At 67.7% G+C, this 16,445-nt stretch carries 18 protein-coding genes; 11 read left to right on the forward strand and 7 right to left on the reverse strand.

Features of this window, described 5'->3' with window-relative positions; translation table 11 throughout:
* Positions 1 to 52 precede the first annotated feature (52 nt).
* From ACJH7A_RS04700 to ACJH7A_RS04725, 6 genes are all read left to right on the forward strand, one after another.
* Complete coding sequence (locus ACJH7A_RS04700; RefSeq protein ID WP_406801484.1) at positions 53 to 508, forward strand: hypothetical protein; 456 nt, start codon at positions 53 to 55, stop codon at positions 506 to 508.
* 161 nt (positions 509 to 669) lie between these two features.
* Positions 670 to 1,569 (forward strand): metal-dependent hydrolase, encoded by a 900-nt coding sequence (locus ACJH7A_RS04705; protein ID WP_212814360.1) that lies wholly within the window; start codon positions 670 to 672, stop codon positions 1,567 to 1,569.
* Positions 1,570 to 1,610: 41 nt separating this feature from the next.
* Positions 1,611 to 2,672 carry a PDR/VanB family oxidoreductase gene (locus tag ACJH7A_RS04710; RefSeq protein ID WP_406801493.1) on the forward strand — a complete coding sequence of 354 codons (1,062 nt, stop codon included), beginning with the start codon at positions 1,611 to 1,613 and terminating at the stop codon, positions 2,670 to 2,672.
* A gap of 22 nt (positions 2,673 to 2,694) precedes the next feature.
* On the forward strand, positions 2,695 to 4,011 hold the full coding sequence (locus ACJH7A_RS04715; RefSeq protein ID WP_406774841.1) for a serine/threonine-protein kinase: 1,317 nt from the start codon (positions 2,695 to 2,697) through the stop codon (positions 4,009 to 4,011).
* The gene (locus ACJH7A_RS04720; protein WP_212814355.1) at positions 4,011 to 4,898 is read left to right on the forward strand and encodes an LLM class F420-dependent oxidoreductase; all 888 of its coding nucleotides are present in this window, start codon (positions 4,011 to 4,013) and stop codon (positions 4,896 to 4,898) included. The genes ACJH7A_RS04715 and ACJH7A_RS04720 overlap by 1 nt, the downstream gene beginning before the upstream one ends.
* Positions 4,889 to 5,344, forward strand: a complete 456-nt coding sequence (locus ACJH7A_RS04725) for a nuclear transport factor 2 family protein (protein WP_212814353.1) — start codon at positions 4,889 to 4,891, stop codon at positions 5,342 to 5,344. Before ACJH7A_RS04720 ends, ACJH7A_RS04725 begins: the two co-directional genes overlap by 10 nt.
* Before the next feature lie 7 nt (positions 5,345 to 5,351).
* Here the strand turns inward: ACJH7A_RS04725 and ACJH7A_RS04730 are convergent, their stop codons facing one another.
* Positions 5,352 to 6,110 carry a bifunctional 2-polyprenyl-6-hydroxyphenol methylase/3-demethylubiquinol 3-O-methyltransferase UbiG gene (locus tag ACJH7A_RS04730; RefSeq protein WP_212814786.1) on the reverse strand — a complete coding sequence of 253 codons (759 nt, stop codon included), beginning with the start codon at positions 6,108 to 6,110 and terminating at the stop codon, positions 5,352 to 5,354.
* A 94-nt stretch (positions 6,111 to 6,204) separates the two neighbouring features.
* Between ACJH7A_RS04730 and ACJH7A_RS04735 the strand changes: the two genes are divergently transcribed.
* Together ACJH7A_RS04735 and ACJH7A_RS04740 are read left to right on the forward strand one after the other, a co-directional pair.
* Complete coding sequence (locus ACJH7A_RS04735) at positions 6,205 to 6,999, forward strand: LmeA family phospholipid-binding protein (protein WP_244872885.1); 795 nt, start codon at positions 6,205 to 6,207, stop codon at positions 6,997 to 6,999.
* A gap of 45 nt (positions 7,000 to 7,044) precedes the next feature.
* Positions 7,045 to 7,842, forward strand: a complete 798-nt coding sequence (locus ACJH7A_RS04740) for an SGNH/GDSL hydrolase family protein (RefSeq protein ID WP_212814349.1) — start codon at positions 7,045 to 7,047, stop codon at positions 7,840 to 7,842.
* Here the strand turns inward: ACJH7A_RS04740 and ACJH7A_RS04745 are convergent.
* The 3 genes from ACJH7A_RS04745 to ACJH7A_RS04755 are packed head-to-tail and all read right to left on the reverse strand — an operon-like array spanning position 7,825 to position 9,678.
* On the reverse strand, positions 7,825 to 8,199 hold the full coding sequence (locus ACJH7A_RS04745; protein ID WP_212814347.1) for a DUF732 domain-containing protein: 375 nt from the start codon (positions 8,197 to 8,199) through the stop codon (positions 7,825 to 7,827). The genes ACJH7A_RS04740 and ACJH7A_RS04745 overlap by 18 nt on opposite strands.
* Before the next feature lie 51 nt (positions 8,200 to 8,250).
* Positions 8,251 to 8,814 (reverse strand): hypothetical protein, encoded by a 564-nt coding sequence (locus tag ACJH7A_RS04750; protein WP_212814345.1) that lies wholly within the window; start codon positions 8,812 to 8,814, stop codon positions 8,251 to 8,253.
* Positions 8,815 to 8,865: 51 nt separating this feature from the next.
* On the reverse strand, positions 8,866 to 9,678 hold the full coding sequence (locus ACJH7A_RS04755) for a nuclear transport factor 2 family protein (RefSeq protein ID WP_212814343.1): 813 nt from the start codon (positions 9,676 to 9,678) through the stop codon (positions 8,866 to 8,868).
* A 95-nt stretch (positions 9,679 to 9,773) separates the two neighbouring features.
* Between ACJH7A_RS04755 and ACJH7A_RS04760 the strand changes: the two genes are divergently transcribed.
* On the forward strand, positions 9,774 to 10,187 hold the full coding sequence (locus ACJH7A_RS04760) for a hypothetical protein (RefSeq protein WP_212814785.1): 414 nt from the start codon (positions 9,774 to 9,776) through the stop codon (positions 10,185 to 10,187).
* A 94-nt stretch (positions 10,188 to 10,281) separates the two neighbouring features.
* A complete protein-coding gene (locus ACJH7A_RS04765) occupies positions 10,282 to 10,704 on the forward strand; it encodes a hypothetical protein (protein WP_212814341.1) in 423 nt (140 codons plus the stop codon).
* 323 nt (positions 10,705 to 11,027) lie between these two features.
* Here ACJH7A_RS04765 and ACJH7A_RS04770 read toward each other — a convergent pair whose 3' ends face one another.
* On the reverse strand, positions 11,028 to 12,431 hold the full coding sequence (locus tag ACJH7A_RS04770; protein WP_212814337.1) for an HNH endonuclease signature motif containing protein: 1,404 nt from the start codon (positions 12,429 to 12,431) through the stop codon (positions 11,028 to 11,030).
* Positions 12,432 to 12,595: 164 nt separating this feature from the next.
* Entirely contained in the window at positions 12,596 to 13,057 is a 462-nt protein-coding gene (locus ACJH7A_RS04775; RefSeq protein ID WP_212814335.1) for an SRPBCC family protein, read from the reverse strand.
* A 350-nt stretch (positions 13,058 to 13,407) separates the two neighbouring features.
* On the opposite strand from ACJH7A_RS04775, the gene ACJH7A_RS04780 reads away from it, so the two are divergent.
* A complete protein-coding gene (locus ACJH7A_RS04780) occupies positions 13,408 to 13,977 on the forward strand; it encodes a peptidoglycan endopeptidase (RefSeq protein WP_212814333.1) in 570 nt (189 codons plus the stop codon).
* Positions 13,978 to 14,042: 65 nt separating this feature from the next.
* On the opposite strand, the gene ACJH7A_RS04785 is transcribed toward ACJH7A_RS04780, so the two are convergent.
* Positions 14,043 to 16,418 carry an excinuclease ABC subunit UvrA gene (locus ACJH7A_RS04785; RefSeq protein WP_212814331.1) on the reverse strand — a complete coding sequence of 792 codons (2,376 nt, stop codon included), beginning with the start codon at positions 16,416 to 16,418 and terminating at the stop codon, positions 14,043 to 14,045.
* Positions 16,419 to 16,445: the final 27 nt, after the last annotated feature.

The following is a 16,445-nucleotide window of genomic DNA, read 5'->3' on the forward strand; positions in this document are numbered from 1 at the left end:
GTTTCTCCACCCCGTCATCTGCGATATCTTCGCTGTTACTCGAGGAGGTCAGGTGAAGAAGCTGAAGATGCTGACGGTAAGTGCCGTGGCAGCAGGTGCGGTGGCTGTGGGTGCCACTGCGATGTTCGGCTCGTCGGTGGCCGCGTCCGATCCCGGCGGCTCGAGCTCCATGAATGTGGTGGGTGAGTCCTACGCGCGGGCCGTCTCGATCCTGAAGAGCCAGGGCATGAAGGCCACCTTCGGCGGCTCCGTGGGCAGCGATGTGCCGCAGGCCCAGTGCATCGTCGATCAGGAGAAGATGGGCAGCCACGGCCGCGTCATCCTCATGCTGAACTGCACCACCAAGGCCGTCGAGAACGCCTCCGCCGGCGCGCCGGCGGCCGGTGGCGGCGCTCCCGCAGGGGCGCCCGGTGCTCCGCAGGGCCCGCACGTCGGCGCCAACGGCGTGACGACGGTGCAGGCGACGCCTGTCGGCCCGCAGCCGGGCATGTCGGTCCCCGGTATGTAACTTTTGCCGAGACGGCATTCCAGCAGGTCAAGACACAGGTTCTGGCTGCTGGGATGCCGTTTCGTCGTCTCACGGCAAAACCCAGTACCGCCGTTCCCACATAAAACGCTTACACTGGGTCCACTCGCAACGATGCTTGAGGATCCGGAGGTAGCTGTTCCATGCTGCGACCACAACGTTTCGCCCATGAGGTAGACCCGGGTCCGGTGCAGATCCAGGCCCGCAACGTGGCTTTCGAGACCGCGGACAAGCCGATGTCCTGGATTCCCGGCCACCCTGTCGCCTCGCACGTGGTGAACCTGCTGAACATCCTGCTTCCGGCGGGTGAGCGCTGGTTCATCGAGACGTTCAACGAAGCGCTGCCGCTCATCAAGGATCCGAAACTCGCCGACGACGTCCGCGGCTTCATCGGCCAGGAGGCCATGCACGCCGAGGCCCACGACACCGTCATGAACGACTACCTGGTGCGCAGTGGCATGAATGTCACGCCGTTGCTCGATCAGGTCGAGTTCGTCTTCGAAGAGATCCTCGCTCCGGCCAAGACGGACGACCCGCGCCGCAAGATGAACAACCTCATCGAGCGGCTGTGGTTCATCGCGGCCGTCGAGCACTACACCGCGGTGCTCGGCGACTTCGTCTTGAACTGCACGTGGGACAACTACGACGCCGACCCCGTCATGGTGGACCTGTTCCGCTGGCACGGCGCCGAGGAGGTCGAGCACCGCTCGGTGGCCCACGAGGTCGCCGTGTACTTCCGCAACAGCTACTTCGACCGCATCCGCGCCATGAGCGTGGTGGCGGTCCTGATGTACGTGTTCTTCCAGCGCGGCATGCGGTTCCTGGTCAAGAGCGACCCGCAGCTCAAGCTCGGCTGGTGGAAGTCGCAGCGCCTGCGGATGCGCGACTCGAAGCTGGGGCTCCTGCCGAAGTACCGGAACCTGCTGCTGACCCAGACGCTGGTGTACTTCAAGCCGAACTACAGCCCGGAAGACATGGGCTCGACCGCGCAGGCCGTGGCGTATCTGGCCGCCTCGCCCGCTGCCCGCGCCGCACACCTGTGAGGGCGCGCCGCTTCCGGTCACGTCTGGCGCCGCCCAGCGTGATGGGCCTGTTGCCGCACGACCTGCTGGTGACCGTGGCCGACGCCGTCGTCAGCAGCACGTTCTGGGTATCGACGCGGGTACGCAAGCCCCCGGTACCGGCTGTCGTCGAGCGCACCATCGCGCTGAAGATCGCCGGCCGTGAGGTCGTCGCGCACGACCAGGACGTGGTGGCGTTGACGTTCGTCAGCGCCGACGGGTCGGAACTTCCCCGCTGGCACCCGGGTTCGCATCTCGACATCCACCTGCCCAGCGGTCTGATCCGCCAGTACTCGCTGTGCGGCGATCCCGACGAGCAGGGCGCCTACCGAATTGCCGTGCGGCGCATACCCGATGGCGGCGGTGGCTCCATCGAGGCGCACCAGCTGGCGGTCGGGGACGTGATCACCACCAACGGACCGCGCAACGCCTTCCCGCTGGCGGTGCCCGGCTTCGGGTCGCCGACCCGCACGCTGCGGTTCATCGCCGGCGGTATCGGTATCACGCCGATCCTGCCCATGCTGGCGCGTGCCGAACAGTTCGGCATCGACTGGTCGATGCTGTACGTCGGCCGCAGCCGCGACAGCCTGCCGTTCCTGGACGAGCTGACACGGTTCGGCGACAAGGTGCAGATCCGCACCGACGACGTCGACGGCCTGCCGACGGCCGACGATCTGCTGGGCGACTGCCGGCCGGGCACCTCGGTGTACACGTGCGGCCCGGCGCCGATGCTCAATGCGATCCGTACCCGGCTGGTCGGGGCGGACGACATCGAGCTGCACTTCGAGCGCTTCGCCGCGCCTCCGGTGACCGATGGCCAGGAGTTCAAGGTCGAGGTCGCCTCGACGGGCCAGACCGTTGCCGTCGCGGCCGACGAGACGTTGCTGACGGCGCTGATCAAAGCCGGTGTGCACGCACCGTATTCGTGCCAGCAGGGCTTCTGCGCCACGTGCCGGGTGAAGGTGCTCGCCGGCGCCGTCGACCACAGGGACGGCCTGCTGACCGAGACCGAACGCGAGGCCGGTCAGGCACTGATCTGTGTGTCGCGCGCGCAGGGCGACGGACCGCTGACCCTGGACCTCTAGCCGTCCGGTTTACGATGCCCCAATGCCAATGGCCGAGGGGACCGATTTCGCGGGCTACACCATCGTCCGGTGCCTGGGTTCCGGTGGCATGGGCGAGGTCTACGTCGCCCAGCATCCGCGACTGCCCAGGCAGGACGCGCTCAAGGTGCTGCGTCCCGAGATGTCCACGAATCAGGAGTTCCGCGAGCGGTTCCTGCGTGAGGCGGACCTGACCGCTGCGTTGTCGCATCCGAACATCGTCGGGGTGTACGACCGCGGCGAGTTCGACGGCCAGTTGTGGATCTCGATGGAGTACGTCGACGGCATCGACGTCAGCCGCCTGCTGCGCGGCGCCGGCGGCGTATCCGACGATCAGGCGGTCGCGATCATCAGCGCCGTCGCCGACGCGCTCGACTACGCGCACCAGCACGATCTGCTGCACCGCGACGTCAAGCCGGCCAACATCCTGATCAGTGACACCGATCCGGCGAGCCGCCGAATCAAGTTGGCCGACTTCGGCATTGCGCGGTGCGCCAACGACTCCGCCGGGCTGACCGCGACGAACATGACCGTCGGCACCGTGTTCTACGCCGCTCCGGAGCAGCTGACCGGCAGCGTCATCGACGGCCGCGCCGACCAATATGCGTTGGCGGCCACCGCTTTTCAGCTCTTCACCGGGGCGCCGCCGTTCGAGAACTCCAACGCCGCGGTGATCATCGGCAAGCACCTCAGCGCTCCCCCGCCGTCGCTCTCACAAAGCCGGCCCGATCTCGCCGCCCTGGACCCGGTGCTGGCCAAGGCACTCGCCAAGGATCCCAAGGACCGGTTCGACAAGTGCGCCGATTTCGCCCGCGCCCTCCAGCACGGGCTGGGCGTGACGGGCGCGGATGCCACCATTCTGGCTCCCGCGGCGGCGGACCGGACGCAGGTCCTGCAGCCGGACAAATCCACGCGGTCCCGCCGGTCGCTGATCCTGCCCGTGGTGCTCACGGTGCTGCTGATCGCCGCACTGGTCTTCGCGGCCATCGAGTTCACCCGCGCCAAGGATGAACAGCCGGCACCGCCGCGTCCCGCAGCGACGACCACAACGGCTCCCCCGGCGACCACCACACCGTCGGCCACCGAGGCGCCACCGAGCCCGACATCGGCCGTCGCGCCCACCGAGCCTCCCGCCGAGCCGACCGAGGCGACGGTCACCAGCACCGTCACGGTCGAGACCACCACGCCGCCGACCACCCCGACCACCACCGAAGCGCCTGCGCCAGAACAGGAGACGCCGATCCGCGAATGCATGGACCGGACCGGGATGACACGGCTGCAGTGCTGGGAAGAGATTCGCCGCGGCGAGCGGAGGCGCTGATGTCACCCAAGTTCGCCGTGGTCGCACCGGTCGCGGCCGGAGTCACCGCCGATCCGGTCTGGATGACGCAGTTCGCCCGCCACCTGGAGAGCTGTGGCTTCGAATCCATTGTGGCCGTGGAACATACGGTGCTGCTCACCGAGTACTCGAGCGTGTATCCCTACGACGCCTCGGGCCGCGTGGAGATTCCCGCCGACTGTGCGGTCCCGGATCCACTGGAACTGCTGGCTTTCCTCGCCGGGCAGACGAGCACACTGGGCCTGGCGACGGGCGTGCTGGTGCTGCCGAACCATCACCCGGTGGTGTTGGCCAAGCGCGTCGCCACCTTGAACGCCTTGTCCGGCGGTCGTGTTCGCCTGGCCGTCGGCATGGGCTGGCTGCGCGAGGAGATCGAGGCGTGCGGGGCCCCGTTCGACGCCCGTGGCCGCCGCGCCGACGAGCAGATCGACGTATTGCGGCTGCTGTGGTCGGATCAGCCGGACGGCGTCACCCATTCCGGCGAGTTCTTCGAATTCGCCCATGCCGCTTGCTATCCCAAGCCGGTTTCGCCGATCCCGATCCACATCGGCGGGCACAGCCGGGCCGCGGCCCGCCGCGCCGGCCAGCGCGGTGACGGCTTGCAGCCGCTCGGCGTCGCGGGCGCGGAACTGTCGGCGTTGATCGCGCTGATGCGGGAGTCGGCCGAGCGGACCGGCCGGGACCCCGACGCCCTCGAACTCTCCCTCGGACACCTGGTGCCCAAGGTCGACGCCGATCGTGCCGGCCGGCTCGCGGAGCTCGGCGCCGACCGCATCGTGCTGGCGATGCCGCCCGTCACCGACATCGACGAGGCCAGGGACATGTTGTCGGCGTGCGCCGAACGGCTCGGGCTCACACCGTGCCGCTGACAGTGGCCGACCGGCTGGCGCTGACCGACCTGGTGCACCGCTACGCCGCGGCCGTCGACGACCGCCGGTTCGACGATGTCGTCGAACTCTTCACCAGCACAGCGGAATTGGTCCTCCCGGACCCGCCCCGATCGCTGGACCCGATACGGCCCGAGCACGGGCCAGACGGGGTCCGGGCCGCGATGGCCGCCCTGTCGGGCGTCGTCCGCACCCAGCACGAGATCGTCGGTGAGGTCTACACCGACGCCACCGACCACGCTCGTGGCCGCATCACGTGCGTCGCCCACCACTGGACCCGCGGCGCCGACTCGGACGTCACCGATCTGGTGTGGCACCTGCGGTACGACGACGAGTACGCCCCGACCGGCGACGGCTGGCGCATCCGGCGCCGCGCCCTGACGCTCAACGCCATCGAGACCCGGCCCGTCCGCCGCCTCCGGGACTAGCCGTCGTCTACGCCGGCTGCGCCACGATCAGCAGCGTGTCTCCGCCGACCTGCACGCCGCCGTCGCCGATCACCGCCGCCAGCCGAGCCCGCAGCTCGGCGGCCCGGTCGGCGGGCAGCACCAGGTGGTTGGAGTAGGTGAACACGAGGTCCAGCCACTGCTCGCGGGTGTACTGCTCACCGCGGGCGTAGGTCAGCTGCTGCACGGCGAATCCGGCGGTCTCCAGGTCGGCCACCACGTCGGCGCTGTCCATGCCCGAGCCGGTCCCGCCGGTGGGGGTCCCGGTCACCAAAGGTGAAGCGGCATCGAGGAAGTCGCGGTACACCTCCGCGAAATCCTGGCGCGACGGCTGCACCGGGAACAGCCGGTTCCACGCCAGCGCCAGCCGGCCGCCCGGGGCGAGCAACCGGCGAATCTTCGGCAGCGCCGCCGCCGGGTCGACCCAGTGGAACGACTGGGCGAACAGGACCACGTCGAAGGTCCGGCCGGCGTCGTCCCAGTCCTCGAAAGTGGCCACCTCGACGGTGACGCCGTGCTCGGCGGCGATCTCGGCCATCCTCGGATCCGGTTCCAGCGCAACCAGTTCCGCCCCGCGGGCGATCAGCTGCCGGGACGCGATCCCGGTTCCGGCGCCGACGTCGAGCACCCGGACCGAACCGGTCCCGACCAGTTCGTCGAGCATGGCCTCCGGGTAGCGGGGCCGGTGCCGGTCATACGACCGGGCGGCACCGCCGAACGAATCAGCTCGGTCACGCTGCCGGTACAGCTCATCAGACTCAGCCACGACTCGACGCTACCGGGAGCCCGTTCCCCGGATGCCGAGTGGTGCACCGGCGGCAGCTACGGGCATGCTGGACCCCATGACGCGTCCGCCGCGCCGGTGGGACCCGCTCCGACCGCTCGATCTGTTCACCTCGGTGGTGTCGACCGCCGCGGTGCTGCCGGTGAGCACCGGGGCGGCCGCGGCCTATCGGACGGCGTTGCTGACGGTGCGGCCGCTGGTGGTCGGGCGCCGGATCACCGTCCGCATGAGCACCAGCGACCTGGCCTTCACCGTGACCAAGTTCGATTCCCGGTGGGATGCCGGCATCTTCGCCGTCGGCCACATCGGCACGGTCAACATCGCCGCGGACAAGGTGAAATGGGCGGGAACCGAACTGAATTCGGTCTCGGCGAAGCTGAACAACCTGCACATCCGGCCCTCGGTGCCACCGATGTTGGCAGCCACTCCCGTCGAGGTGACGTTGGAGGTGCCGTCCGACTCGCTCGACGAGCTGATCCGGGCCGCCGAACCGCGTGTGCGCACCGAGATCGGCGACGACGGGGTCACCCGAATCCGGTTGTCGCGCTTCCGCTCCGGGGTCATCGAGGTCGATCCTCACCTGCACGGCAAGACGTTGTGGCTCAAGCCCCGTGGCCTGACGCTGGGCGCCGCCCGGGTCCCGGTGCCCGGACTCGCCCCGGCGTACCCGGTGCGGCTGCCCGAGCTGCCGTACGGCATGACCCTGACCTCGGTGGAGGTCGGTCCGGGCGTCGTACGTGTCGGTGCGACACTGCCGGAATGGCGGTTCGACCTGCCGCGCGCCGTCCTGGACGAGCTGATCAACCAACTCAGTGTGGTGGGCCGGCCGCTCGACGTGATCTGGCCAGGCTGATCCGCTGCGCTGAAGATCCGCCGATCCTTCACTACAGTCACGGTCGTGACCATCGGCTACTCCCGATACGTCGCGCTCGGCGACAGCCAGACCGAGGGCCTGTTGGATGGCGACGACAACACCGGCATCCACGGTTTCGCCGACCGCCTGGCCTGGCGACTCAACGCATTACAGCCTGGACTCCAATACGCGAACCTCGCGGTGCGGGGCCGTCGGATCAGTGACGTACTGGACCGGCAGCTGCCGCTGGCCCGGGACATGAACCCCGACCTGATCACCAGCTGCATCGGGATGAACGACGTCACGCGGCCGGTGCGCAGCTTCGACAAGGCGCTCGAGGACATGCGGCGCGTGCATACCGAACTCGCCGCCACCGGCGCGACCGTGGTCACGACGACGTTTCCCGACATCGCCCGCATCCTGCCGGTGGGACGGGTGCTCAGCGGCCGGCTGCGCCGCATCAATGAGGTGATCCGGGCCGACTCGACCCGTTTCGGATTCCGGCTGGTCGACCTGTCGACGGCCACCTCGATGCTGGACCCCGCGACCTGGGCCGTCGACCGGGTTCACGGCTCCCCGCACGGCCATCAACTGTTCGCCGACGCCGCCGCCGAGGCGCTGGAGTTGCCCGGCAGCGATCACCGCTGGGCCGAGGTCGAGGGTGAACTCGTCCTGCCGCGACTGCGCGAGCGCATGTATTCGCAGCTGATGTGGGCCCAGAACATGCTGATGCCGTGGGTGTGGCGGCACACGCTGGGCAGTTCTCGAGGTAAGGGGCTCGAGCCGAAGCGCCCGGTGCTGGCGCCGCTCGACGCCAGCCCGGCGTTATCCGAGGCCGAGTAGTCCGAGCGGCAGCGGCGATTCACCGCGTCCGAGCGCACCGACGACGCCCGGGCAGAACGACGAGATCGCGAAGCCGGTGAACATCGTGGCCGGGCCCAGCGACATGCCCGAGGTGTCGGCGACCTTGGCCGCCGCGTCGGCCAGGGTCTGGCCGGGCTGCGCGAGCATCGGGCACACCGACTGGCCCAGCGCGACCGGATCAGACCCGTTCGGCAGCATCATGTCGGCGTTGCTGAGCGCGTTGTTGAAGGCATCGACGCCCGCATCTGCGCTGGCCGGAGCGGCCACGACGAGGCTGCCCACGATTCCGACGGTGGTAGCTGCAATTGCGATGGCGGCGCCGAATGTGCTCTTCATGATGTCCTCATCATAGGGGAAGCAGGTTGCCGCTACCGCCTCGCGGCCGTCTCAGACGCCCGTCCAGGCGCTTGCAATCCGGGTTCCGATGTCGATGACCTTGGCATCTGCGCTGTTGATCTCGCCTGCCACATGCTGGGCGATGAAGCGCCGGATCTCGCCGTCGACGTTGGCAACGATGCGCAACAGCTCCGCCCGGATCGATGACGACGTCACGTGGATGGCGATGTCCGACGACCGTGGCGTCTTGACGTCGATGACGAGGAGCAGCGGGTGGGCGGCCCGCGCGGTCGCGGTCAGGTTGATCTCGCCGAACACCATGAACCGGGGCCGGTCGATGCGCAGGTCCAGCGTCATGTCGATTTCCAGCGGGATGCGGATTGCGAAGGTGATTTCTTCACCGAGCGTCCTGGCCACCACGGGGTGTTTGATCTGCACGCGCGCGGTGACCTTCGCGAGCCCGCCGGGGCCCTGGGCGATGGGACCCATGTCGAAGGCTTCACCGGCGATGCCGCCGATCGCGTCCGCGACACGTTCCTCGCTGACCGCGACCTCGAAGAATCGTCGACCGAATTCCTCGTAGGACATGTATTCGTGTTGTGGTTGCACTGGCATGGTGTGACTACGTTCTCATGTCGGGGACGGAAGCAGCGGCAACTGGCGGCTTCATTCGGCAAAGAGTCGCAGGCCGACGATGCCCCGGCCCCCGATACCCAGCTCCGCGATGACCACACCGCGGTAGCCGTCCCGTCGGACGCCGGCCAGGACGTACCGGCCTGCGGCAATGACCTTCTGCACGCGCGTTCCGGCGAGTTCTTCGACCAGTTCGGACACGCTGAGCCGGGCGTCAGGGCCGCGGGTGATCTGCACCGGCTCACTGAGCCGGCGCTTGACCGCCAGCTCGTCGCCCGTCGCGGCATCGGCCAGCAGCCCCGTCAACGCACGCTTTGCTCTTGTCCCTCCGGTGCGCAGCCCGCCGAGAAAACCCACCGCGCCGCCGGGGCCCTGGTTGCGCAACAGCGCCGCCGAGAGCCCCAAACCCGCCGGCAGCGCCGCGGCGCCGCACCGGACGAACTGCACGACCATGCCCGGCAGCTCCCAAAATGCTTGCAGCCGAGAAATTTTCAGCGACGCGTCGGAGCCCTCTGCCACCACGTCGTACTGCAGATAGACCGGGATGCGCAGCTGCACCTGGGTGCCCATGTGCACTTCGAGCTCGAGGTCACGCACGACGGTGTTGCCGAGCACGATGTCGGCGTCGCGGTGGAACACGATGGTGCGCGGCCCGATGAAGGTGTCGTAGAACTGTGCGATGGCACGGTGACCGACGTGCGGCCGGGAACCGGCAGGGTCCTCGACGCGTCCGTCGGCGCTGAACAGATCCACCCAGGCCGCCTTGTCGTGCGCTGCCGTGGCGGCAGGCGAGCGCTCGACGGTGGCCAGGAGGTCGTCGCGGGTCGGCGATTGTGGTACCGGCATGTCTCCATCGTCCACCACCGCCGAGTTCGGCTGCGAGGGGATGGCCTGTCGGATCGTCGTGGCAGATGTCGCCGATGTCGCGCACACTGGTCGGTATGAGCAACAACGGCCCGTTCGGCATCGATCCGGAAGAGTTCGATCGCGTCCTGCGCGAGACGGGCGAGGGCATCCGGGGCGTATTCGACCGCCTCGGCCGCGGTGCCGCCTGGGCCAACGTGGTGAACGACCTGACCCGGACGCCGCGGCACGCGACGCAGCCCGAGACCACCGGCGACACCGGCGACGGCGTGTGGGTGGTGTACACCGTCGCCGCGGACGGCGGAGCGCACGTCGAAGAGGTCTACCCCTCCGAACTGGAGGCCCTGCGGGCCAACAAGAACAACACCGACCCGTCCCGAAAGGTCAGGTTCCTGCCCTACGGCATCGGGGTGAGCGTGCTGGACGCGCCTGAACAGGCCGGCGCACCGCAGCGTGACGACGATCAGACGGCGGGGCACGAACCCCGCTGATATTGACCTGCCGACTATATCCCCGGCGACGCGGCTGACACGCTACGCTTTGCCACATTGTCGTGTGGCAGTAGTGCGAGGGGAGATGACCAGGATGTTTCGGGTACTGACGGTGGCCGCAGCGATCGCCGGAACCGCCATCGGGCTGGCACCCTTCGCGAGCGCCGATCCGGCGCTGGGCGGCAGCGACGATCCCGGCCGCTACCCCACTGACGTCCCCGGCATGAACTACCAGGCCGTCAACGGCGCGCCGTGCGACAACCACGACATCTTCATCTTCGGCCGCGGTCCGGGCGGCGCATCCATGGCCTGCCACTGGATTCCCAACCAGTGGCCGCCCGTCGACACCGGATTCTGGGGCTACTCCTATGCGATCCAGGGCGTCAAGGACATCGGTTCTCCGTGCCCGGGCCCGCAGACCGCGGCGCAGGCTCCTGACGGCCGACCGCTGCTGTGCCTGGGAGCGCAGGGCTGGCAGCCCGGCTTCAAGACCGGCGACGGGTTCTTCCCGAGCTGATCCCCACACTGCACCGCGAGCCGCTGGCCGGGTGTCGACATTCGTCACTGGCGGTAGTGCGCATTCAATTCGTTTGCAGCGCAGCACTTTCGCCTTCCATGGTTGTGGGTCACCGGTAGCCTCAAGTGCCGCGGTCGCTGACCGCCATCGCTGCCGACCGCCGTCGCTGCGATCCGCCGCGCTGCTGACCGTCATCGCCGCGACCCGCACCGCGCCCCGATCCCGCCTTCTGTTTCGGACCAGCCGACCGATTCGAACGGACGGCCGATATTCGCCCATAGGACATCGCCGGTGAGGCTGGGTTGCCGCATCGGGGCGTCGTATCAGGTTGCGGGACTGTCTGTTTCACCATCGGAATCTCCGCTCTCGGGCGGGTAGAGCGTGGGGTGGTGGTAGTGGTTGGTTCGTGGTTGGCCGACGTCGAGCAGGGGTGGTGGGGTCCATTGGGTGCGACCGTCGGGGCCCATGGTGGTGTGCCAGCCGCCGGTGTCGACCAGACGGTTGTCGCGGCCGCAGGCCAGGGTGAGGTTGGTGATGTCGGTGGGGCCGTCGTCGCGCCAGTTGGTGTTGACGTGATGAGCCTGCGAGCGCGAGGCGGGGGCGATGCAGTTGGGGCGGGTGCAGCCGTGGTCGCGGGCGAACAACGCCAGGCGTTGGGCTGTACTGGCGGTTCTCGCTGCCCGGCCCAAGTAGAGCGGTTGGCCGGTGTGCTCATCGAACACCGCCAGGTAGTTGTCCGAGCCCTGGGCTGCCATCCGCACCAGATCCTTCACCAGGAGCTTGGTACCGGTGTGGGTGAGCGCCATCCCGGCGCGCTTTTCCAGCTCGGTGACGGTGCAGGTGGCGACCACCGCGACGGGGAACCCGTTGTGCACCCCGGAGGTTCCGGTGGCCAGCATCATCCGGCCCACGAATTTGAAGGCGTCGTACTGCCGCTGCGCCACAGTCCTTGTGTCGTTGTCGATCTGCTCCTGCGTCGGGGTCCCGGAGAAGCAGGGTTCCGGATCGGCCGGGTTGCACATGCCCGGGGCGGCGTACTTGTCGAACAACACCTCCCAGTAAGCCCGCCCTTCCGGATCGAGTTGAGCGGTGACGTCGGTGCGCCCGTCAGGCCGCTGCTTACCCATCACGAACGACCGCTTCGGATCCGGCTCATCGTCGTTGGGTTCGGGCCCATCCTGATCCAGCTTGTACAACAAATCCGCCGCGACTTTGCGGAGGTCTTCGGGGGTTTTGACCCGGGCATCGGCCACCAGATCCGTCTCGCACTGCAACAACGTGACCGGGTCGGCCGCCCACAACGGCACCTTGCCGAAAAACCAGGCGATCACCTGCACGTGCTCACTATTGATCGCACCCTCGGCCAACGCGGCGGCCACCAGTTCCCACACCGGACCCAACGCCTCGCCCGTGATCGCCGAGCGCGGACCCAAATTATCCGTGTCCCGCACCCTCCGGCGGGCCTCCTCCCGGCTGATCCGCAACCGCACATGCAACACCTCAGGCCAATCCTTGGCCCCGATCCCCTTGGCGGTGGCCTGGGTTTGTGCCGCGGCCAGGATCTGATGGTCGACCGCCTCGGCCGCGCACTTCAGGGTTTCGCGGCGGGACTGCAGCTCCAACAGGACTTTGATGGGCAACCCGCTGTAGTCCAGGCCGTTGACCGTGGCGATCGCATCCTCAAGCGCCGCGTAGGCGTTGAGGACAGTAGCGGAGTCGATGGCCATACTCGAACATTAGTTCGAATCACCGACAAGGCGCTGTGACGAATGGGCCACTAGTTACCTCCTGCAACCAGCGCTAACAAAGTGACCAAAGTTTTTTCGAGAGCGTCGCCGGTAAGGCAAGGAAACCCGGCCATCCAGCGCGGCACCCCATCCGGCAGCCTGGATCAGCCCAAGCTTTTCTCAAAATGACGCCGAATGGCAGCGAGCATCGCCGCGTGCGCCTTCTCCGCCTGCGCAGCAGTGAAAGCCATGAACGGAGAAGGTGCCTCTATATCCACTACCTCGGTGAGAGCGGTGCCTGCGCCGGCAGGCGCGAAGGTGACGGTGCCACTGAGCCGCACGGACGGAAATTGGCGCGCCTCGGTGTGCACGACGCCGTCGGGCGCGATCAGCACCGTGGCCCGGTAGGTCACGCGCAGACTCAACGGGCCGAATGGGATGCGATCCCGCACCCGATAGTCACGGCGGCGGCCCCGCACATCCTGCTGATCGGCCAGACAGTCCACCGCCACCACGAGCGGATGAACCAGCTTCATATTCGCCAGATCTGTATAGAAGGTGCGGACTTCGTCGGGCGTCCCCGGCACCTCTTCCCTGAGTTCGAACCGGGACCGCGACAGCCACATCGACCCACCGTAACTTGACCGTTTCAGATGGTCAGCCAGTATCCGCCGAATCGGCGGCATGAGCTGCCCGACAGGACGTCGAAACCGACGCAAAAGCCGCGCAGAGGCCGGTCACGCCGGTCTCGGAATTAGCTGGTCACGACCTCGCAACGACCGTCACGACCTTGCATTTGCGCAAAAGCTGTGTATGGCAGTATGTTTTGCGCATTCACCTGCGAAGACGTGAAATCGCTTCTGCCCCAAACGATGCGAATACACACCGATGTAACGCACACCACAGGATTCGCGAAACGTGATGGCAGACACAGTATTTTGACCGTCGCGATTTTCCGTTGCTAGCGTTCATCGCCATGTTTGCTATTGCGACCGCCTCGCTGCTGGCTTTGGTCAACCAGGTTTCGGGTACGCCGTACGTCTCCGGCGGAGACACGGCACGCGGCACTGACTGCTCCGGACTGGCCTCCTGGGTGGCCAACGCGGCCACCGGCCGCCCCATCTACGGCAACCGGTTCAACACCGGCAACGAAGAGGCCGCACTGCGGGCTCGTGGCTTCCTGCCCGGCACCGCGCCCGGCGCCCTGAACATCGGCTGGAACGGCGGCCACACGGCCGTGACGCTGCCGGACGGCACTCCGGTGTCCAGCGGTGAGGGCGGTGGCGTCCGCATCGGTGGCGGCGGCGCCTTCCAGCGCCAGTTCACCCACCACATGCACCTGCCGATGGCCCCGGGTGAGGACATCCCCGCCGACCTGCCTCTCGACGGCCCGCTGGACGCGCCCCTGGCGCCTCCGGCCGACCCGGCCGACCTCCCGGCCCCGGAAATCATCGAGGCGGCCAACTTCGCGCCCGCTCCCGAGGCCCCGGCGCCGGCCCCCGAGGCGCCTGCCCCGGCTCCTGAGGGCCCGGAGATGCCCGTCTAACCGTTCGACGACCCCTCTGTTTCACAGTCAGGGCTGCCACCGCTCAGCGATGGCAGCCCTGACTGCTATCTGACGTCTTCGGCAAGGTGGGTTCCGGTCAGGGTGTTCCCGGCCGCGACCAGGTCGGCCGGAGAACCCTCGAAGATGACCCGGCCGCCGTCGTGACCTGCGCCGGGACCCAGGTCGATGATCCAGTCGGCGTGCGCCATGACGGCCTGGTGATGTTCGATGACGAGGACCGACTTGCCGCCGTCGACGATCCGGTCCAAGAGCGCGAGCAGTTGCTCGACGTCCGCCAGGTGCAGGCCGGTGGTCGGCTCGTCGAGGATGTAGATGTCGCCCTTCTCCCCCATCTGCGTGGCGAGCTTGAGTCGTTGTCGCTCCCCGCCGGACAGTGTGGTCAGCGGCTGCCCGAGCGTGAGGTAGCCCAGCCCGACGTCCACCATCCGGGCGAGGATTTTCTGTGCGGCCGGCACTTTCGCGTCACCGTCGGAGAAGAACTGCTCGGCCTCGGCGACGGGCATGGCGAGCACTTCGGCGATGTTCTGCCCGCCCAGGGTGTATTCGAGCACCGAGGCCCCGAACCGCCGGCCTTCGCACTCTTCACAGCGCGACTCGACGGTCGCCATCACTCCCAGGTCGGTGTAGATGACTCCGGCTCCGTTGCATGCCGGGCAGGCGCCTTCCGAATTCGAGCTGAACAGTGCGGGTTTGACGTCGTTGGCCTTGGCGAACGCCTTGCGGATGTGGTCGAGCAGTCCGGTATAGGTGGCCGGGTTGCTGCGTCGCGATCCCCGGATCGGCGCCTGGTCGATGGTGACGACGCCGTCGCGCCCGGCCACCGACCCGTCGATCAGGGAGCTCTTGCCCGAGCCCGCCACGCCCGTGATCACGGCGAGCACGCCGAGCGGGATGTCCACGTCGACGTCCTGCAGATTGTTGGTGTTTGCGCCACGAATCTCCAACGCCCCGTTGGCTTCTCGCACCGACTCCTTCAGCGCCGCCCGGTCGTCGAGATGCCGTCCGGTGATACTGCCGCTACCGCGCAGCCCCTTCACCGTGCCTTCGTAAACCACCTGGCCGCCACCCGAGCCCGCCTCGGGACCGAGGTCCACCACGTGGTCGGCGATGGCGATCACTTCCGGCTTGTGTTCGACGACCAGCACGGTGTTTCCCTTGTCCCGCAGCTGAATCAACAGGTCGTTCATGCGGGTGATGTCGTGCGGATGCAGTCCGATGGTCGGCTCGTCGAACACGTAGGTGACGTCGGTCAGGGCCGAGCCGAGGTGGCGAATCATCTTGACCCGCTGCGCTTCTCCGCCGGAGAGTGTGCCGGCGGGGCGCGCCAGGGAGAGGTAGCCCAGACCGATCGCGACAAACGAGTCGAGCGTGTGCCGCAATGTCGCCAACAGGGGCGCCACGCCGGCGCCGAGGCGCTTGTCGTCGGCCAGCGCCCCGACCCACTCCGCGAGGTCGGTGATCTGCATGGCGCAGGCCTCGGCGATGTTGACGCCCTTGATCTTTGACGAGCGAGCCAGCTCCGACAACCGGGTGCCGTCGCACTCGGGACAAGTCGTGAACGTCACCGCCCGCTCGACGAACGCCCGGATATGGGGCTGCATCGCCTCGACGTCCTTGCTCAGGAACGATTTCTTGATCTGCGGGATCAGCCCCAGGTAGGTGAGGTTGACGCCGTCGACCTTGATCTTGGTCGCCTCCTTGTGCAGCAGGGCGTCCAGTTCCTTCTTGGTGAACTTCTTGATCGGCTTGTCGGGGTCGAAGAAGCCGCAGCCGTTGAAGATTCGGCCGTACCAGCCGTCGATGCTGAAGCCGGGAATGGTGATGGCGCCCTCGTTGATCGACTTGCTGTCGTCGTACAGCGCGGTGAGATCGATGTCGTTGACGGCGCCACGACCCTCACACCGCAGACACATACCGCCCACGATGTTGAAGTCGCGACGCTCTTTGACGGTGCGTCCGGCGCGCTCCATGGTCACCGCCCCGGCCCCGCTGATCGAGGCGACGTTGAACGAGAACGCCTGCGGCGAGCCGATGTTCGGTTCACCGATCCGGCTGAACAGGATCCGGAGCAGCGCACCGGTGTCGGTGGCGGTGCCGACCGTGGAGCGTGGGTCGGAGCCCATCCGCTCCTGGTCGACGATGATCGCGGTCGTCAAACCCTCGAGCACGTCGACGTCGGGGCGGGCCTGCGACGGCATGAAGCCCTGCACGAATGCGCTGTAGGTCTCGTTGATCAGCCGCTGCGATTCGGCGGCGATGGTGTCGAACACCAGCGAGCTCTTGCCGGAGCCGGACACCCCGGTGAACACCGTCAGCCGCCGCTTGGGGATCTCGACGCTGATGTCCTTGAGGTTGTTCTCCCGGGCACCGACCACGCGGATGAGGTCATGGCTGTCAGCGGCATGCGTTCTGCTGGGCATACCCACACGCTAACCGGGCCTCGAGCC

Source organism: Mycobacterium sp. SMC-17, assembly GCF_045310915.1.
In the GTDB taxonomy this organism is placed as follows: domain Bacteria; phylum Actinomycetota; class Actinomycetes; order Mycobacteriales; family Mycobacteriaceae; genus Mycobacterium.

Excerpts from the sequence above, each read along its gene's own strand:
- ACJH7A_RS04705 (WP_212814360.1), top strand. The coding sequence starts at position 670 with ATGCTGCGACCACAACGTTTCGCCCATGAGGTAGACCCGGGTCCGGTG.
- ACJH7A_RS04710 (WP_406801493.1), top strand. The coding sequence starts at position 1,611 with ATGGGCCTGTTGCCGCACGACCTGCTGGTGACCGTGGCCGACGCCGTC.
- ACJH7A_RS04715 (WP_406774841.1), top strand. The coding sequence starts at position 2,695 with ATGCCAATGGCCGAGGGGACCGATTTCGCGGGCTACACCATCGTCCGG.
- ACJH7A_RS04720 (WP_212814355.1), top strand. The coding sequence starts at position 4,011 with ATGTCACCCAAGTTCGCCGTGGTCGCACCGGTCGCGGCCGGAGTCACC.
- ACJH7A_RS04735 (WP_244872885.1), top strand. The coding sequence starts at position 6,205 with ATGACGCGTCCGCCGCGCCGGTGGGACCCGCTCCGACCGCTCGATCTG.
- ACJH7A_RS04745 (WP_212814347.1), bottom strand. The coding sequence starts at position 8,199 with ATGAAGAGCACATTCGGCGCCGCCATCGCAATTGCAGCTACCACCGTC.
- ACJH7A_RS04750 (WP_212814345.1), bottom strand. The coding sequence starts at position 8,814 with ATGCCAGTGCAACCACAACACGAATACATGTCCTACGAGGAATTCGGT.
- ACJH7A_RS04755 (WP_212814343.1), bottom strand. The coding sequence starts at position 9,678 with ATGCCGGTACCACAATCGCCGACCCGCGACGACCTCCTGGCCACCGTC.
- ACJH7A_RS04760 (WP_212814785.1), top strand. The coding sequence starts at position 9,774 with ATGAGCAACAACGGCCCGTTCGGCATCGATCCGGAAGAGTTCGATCGC.
- ACJH7A_RS04765 (WP_212814341.1), top strand. The coding sequence starts at position 10,282 with ATGTTTCGGGTACTGACGGTGGCCGCAGCGATCGCCGGAACCGCCATC.
- ACJH7A_RS04770 (WP_212814337.1), bottom strand. The coding sequence starts at position 12,431 with ATGGCCATCGACTCCGCTACTGTCCTCAACGCCTACGCGGCGCTTGAG.
- ACJH7A_RS04775 (WP_212814335.1), bottom strand. The coding sequence starts at position 13,057 with ATGTGGCTGTCGCGGTCCCGGTTCGAACTCAGGGAAGAGGTGCCGGGG.
- ACJH7A_RS04780 (WP_212814333.1), top strand. The coding sequence starts at position 13,408 with ATGTTTGCTATTGCGACCGCCTCGCTGCTGGCTTTGGTCAACCAGGTT.
- ACJH7A_RS04785 (WP_212814331.1), bottom strand. The coding sequence starts at position 16,418 with ATGCCCAGCAGAACGCATGCCGCTGACAGCCATGACCTCATCCGCGTG.